At 63.7% G+C, this 2612-nt stretch carries 2 protein-coding genes and 1 pseudogene; 2 read left to right on the forward strand and 1 reads right to left on the reverse strand.

Annotated features, from left to right (window positions below):
* Positions 1–114: pseudogene (locus HP546_RS29010) on the reverse strand (transketolase); the annotation flags it as partial.
* A 229-nt stretch (positions 115–343) separates the two neighbouring features.
* On the opposite strand from HP546_RS29010, the gene HP546_RS29015 reads away from it, so the two are divergent.
* Positions 344–1336, forward strand: coding sequence for a metalloregulator ArsR/SmtB family transcription factor (locus tag HP546_RS29015; protein ID WP_172232941.1), 993 nt, complete (start codon positions 344–346; stop codon positions 1334–1336).
* A gap of 18 nt (positions 1337–1354) precedes the next feature.
* Positions 1355–2545, forward strand: a complete 1191-nt coding sequence (gene metK, locus HP546_RS29020) for a methionine adenosyltransferase (protein ID WP_172232944.1) — start codon at positions 1355–1357, stop codon at positions 2543–2545.
* The last annotated feature ends 67 nt before the right edge of the window (positions 2546–2612 follow it).

Genomic DNA, 2612 nt, shown 5'->3' on the forward strand with positions numbered 1-2612 from the left:
TTCGGCGATATCCGCCATGCCCATTGGGGCACCTGGGTGGCCGCTATTAGCCTTTTGCACGGCATCCATGCTGAGGGCGCGAATGGCGTTGGCACGTTCACGACGGCTGGGCATCGCTGGTCTCCTGGGGGGGCTTGAATAGGTGGTGTCACGAAAAAGGCGGCTATTTTCGCCCACTGGGGGTGCCGGGGGCAATGACGTATGGTCGCAGTCGGGGGATTTTCCTGTGATTGGCATTCAATTCGGGGCAAAACCGGGTGAAACGGCCCGTCCATCACTCAATATCAAAACTTTTTGATATTGGCCTTGCTAGGGCATCGATGCCTGTCTAGACTGCCGCCCCATGAACCTCCGTGCGCAATCCATTCCCGAGCAACGCGAAACACTGGCTGCCCTGTGCAAGGCCAGTGGCGACGAGTTGCGCCTGAACGTACTGCGCGCCCTGGCCAACGATTCGTTCGGCGTGCTGGAGCTGGCGCAGATATTCGACGTAGGCCAGTCAGGCATGAGCCACCACCTGAAGGTGCTGGCCCAGGCAGAGCTGGTAGCGACCCGCCGCGAAGGCAATGCCATCTTCTACCGCCGCGCCCTGCCCGACAGCCTGCGCCTGGGCGGCCGGCTGCATGCGGCGTTGCTTGAAGAGGTCGACGGCCTGACGCTGCCGCCGGACGTGCAGGCGCGGATCGCCCAGGTGCAGCAGCGCCGCGCGGTAACCAGCCAGGACTTCTTCTTGCGCGTGGAAGAAAAGTTTCGCGCCCAGCAAGACCTTATTGCCGGCCTGCCGCAGTACCGCGAAAGCCTGCTGGCACTGCTCGACAAGCTGAATTTCGACCCGGCTGCCAGCGCCTTGGAGGTCGGCCCCGGTGACGGCGGCTTCCTGCCAGACCTGGCCCGGCGCTTCGCCCGGGTCACCGCTTTGGACAACAGCCCGACCATGCTCGAGCTGGCGCGCCAGGTGTGCCAGCGCGAAGGGCTCGACAACGTGAACCTGCAGTTGGCCGATGCACTGGGTGCAACGGATGTGGCCGCCGACTGCGTTGTGCTGAACATGGTCCTGCACCATTTCAGCGACCCGGCCCTGGCCTTGCGCCAGCTGGCCAATCGGGTGAAGGCAGGCGGCAGCTTGCTGGTCACCGAACTTTGCAGCCATGACCAGGGGTGGGCGCGGGAAGCGTGCGGCGACCTGTGGCTTGGCTTCGAACAGGACGACCTGGCCCGCTGGGCCAACGCTGCCGGGCTGGCCCTCGGCGACAGCCTGTACGTGGGCTTGCGTAACGGTTTCCAGATCCAGGTCCGCCATTTCCAGCGCACGGCTGGCGACATACACCATCGGTAAATTTCAGGAACCTTCGAGATGAGCGAATACTCCCTTTTCACCTCCGAGTCCGTGTCCGAAGGGCATCCGGACAAGATCGCCGACCAGATTTCGGACGCCGTCCTCGATGCCATCATCGCCCAGGACAAATACGCCCGCGTAGCTTGCGAAACCCTGGTCAAGACCGGTGTCGCCATCATCGCCGGTGAAGTCACCACCTCGGCCTGGGTCGACCTGGAAGACCTGGTGCGCAAGGTGATCATCGACATCGGCTACAACAGCTCCGACGTCGGTTTCGACGGCGCCACCTGCGCTGTGATGAACATCATCGGCAAGCAGTCGGTGGACATCGCCCAGGGCGTCGACCGCTCCAAGCCGGAAGACCAGGGTGCCGGTGACCAGGGCCTGATGTTCGGCTACGCCAGCAACGAAACCGAAGTGCTGATGCCGGCACCGATCTGCTTCTCGCACCGTCTGGTCGAGCGCCAGGCCGAAGCCCGCAAGTCCGGCCTGCTGCCGTGGCTGCGCCCGGACGCGAAATCCCAGGTCACCTGCCGTTACGAAAACGGCAAGGTAGTGGGTATCGACGCGATCGTGCTGTCGACCCAGCACAACCCTGAGGTTTCGCAGAAAGACCTGCAGGAAGCCGTGATGGAGCTGATCGTCAAGCACACCCTGCCTGCCGAACTGCTGCACAAGGGCACCCAGTACCACATCAACCCGACCGGCAACTTCATCATCGGTGGCCCGGTGGGTGACTGCGGCCTGACCGGCCGCAAGATCATCGTCGACTCCTACGGCGGCATGGCGCGCCACGGCGGCGGCGCGTTCTCTGGCAAAGACCCGTCCAAGGTCGACCGTTCCGCGGCCTACGCCGGCCGCTACGTGGCCAAGAACATCGTCGCTGCCGGCCTGGCCGAGCGCTGCGAGATCCAGGTTTCGTACGCCATCGGCGTGGCCCAGCCGACTTCCATCTCGATCAACACCTTCGGTACCGGCAAGGTCTCCGACGAGAAGATCATCCAGCTGGTGCGCGAGTGCTTCGACCTGCGTCCGTACGCCATCACCACCATGCTCGACCTGCTGCACCCGATGTACCAGGAAACCGCTGCCTACGGCCACTTCGGCCGCACCCCGCAGCAGAAGACGGTCGGCGACGACACCTTCACCACCTTCACGTGGGAGCGCACCGACCGCGCCCAGTCGTTGCGTGACGCCGCCGGCCTGTAATTTTTCCTGCAGCGCTGTGCGAAAGCCCCTGCCGAGCAATCGGCAGGGGCTTTTTTGTGACATATCG

Source organism: Pseudomonas sp. CM25, assembly GCF_013179705.1.
In the GTDB taxonomy this organism is placed as follows: Bacteria; Pseudomonadota; Gammaproteobacteria; order Pseudomonadales; family Pseudomonadaceae; genus Aquipseudomonas.

Excerpts from the sequence above, each read along its gene's own strand:
- HP546_RS29015 (WP_172232941.1), top strand. The coding sequence starts at position 344 with ATGAACCTCCGTGCGCAATCCATTCCCGAGCAACGCGAAACACTGGCT.
- metK (WP_172232944.1), top strand. The coding sequence starts at position 1,355 with ATGAGCGAATACTCCCTTTTCACCTCCGAGTCCGTGTCCGAAGGGCAT.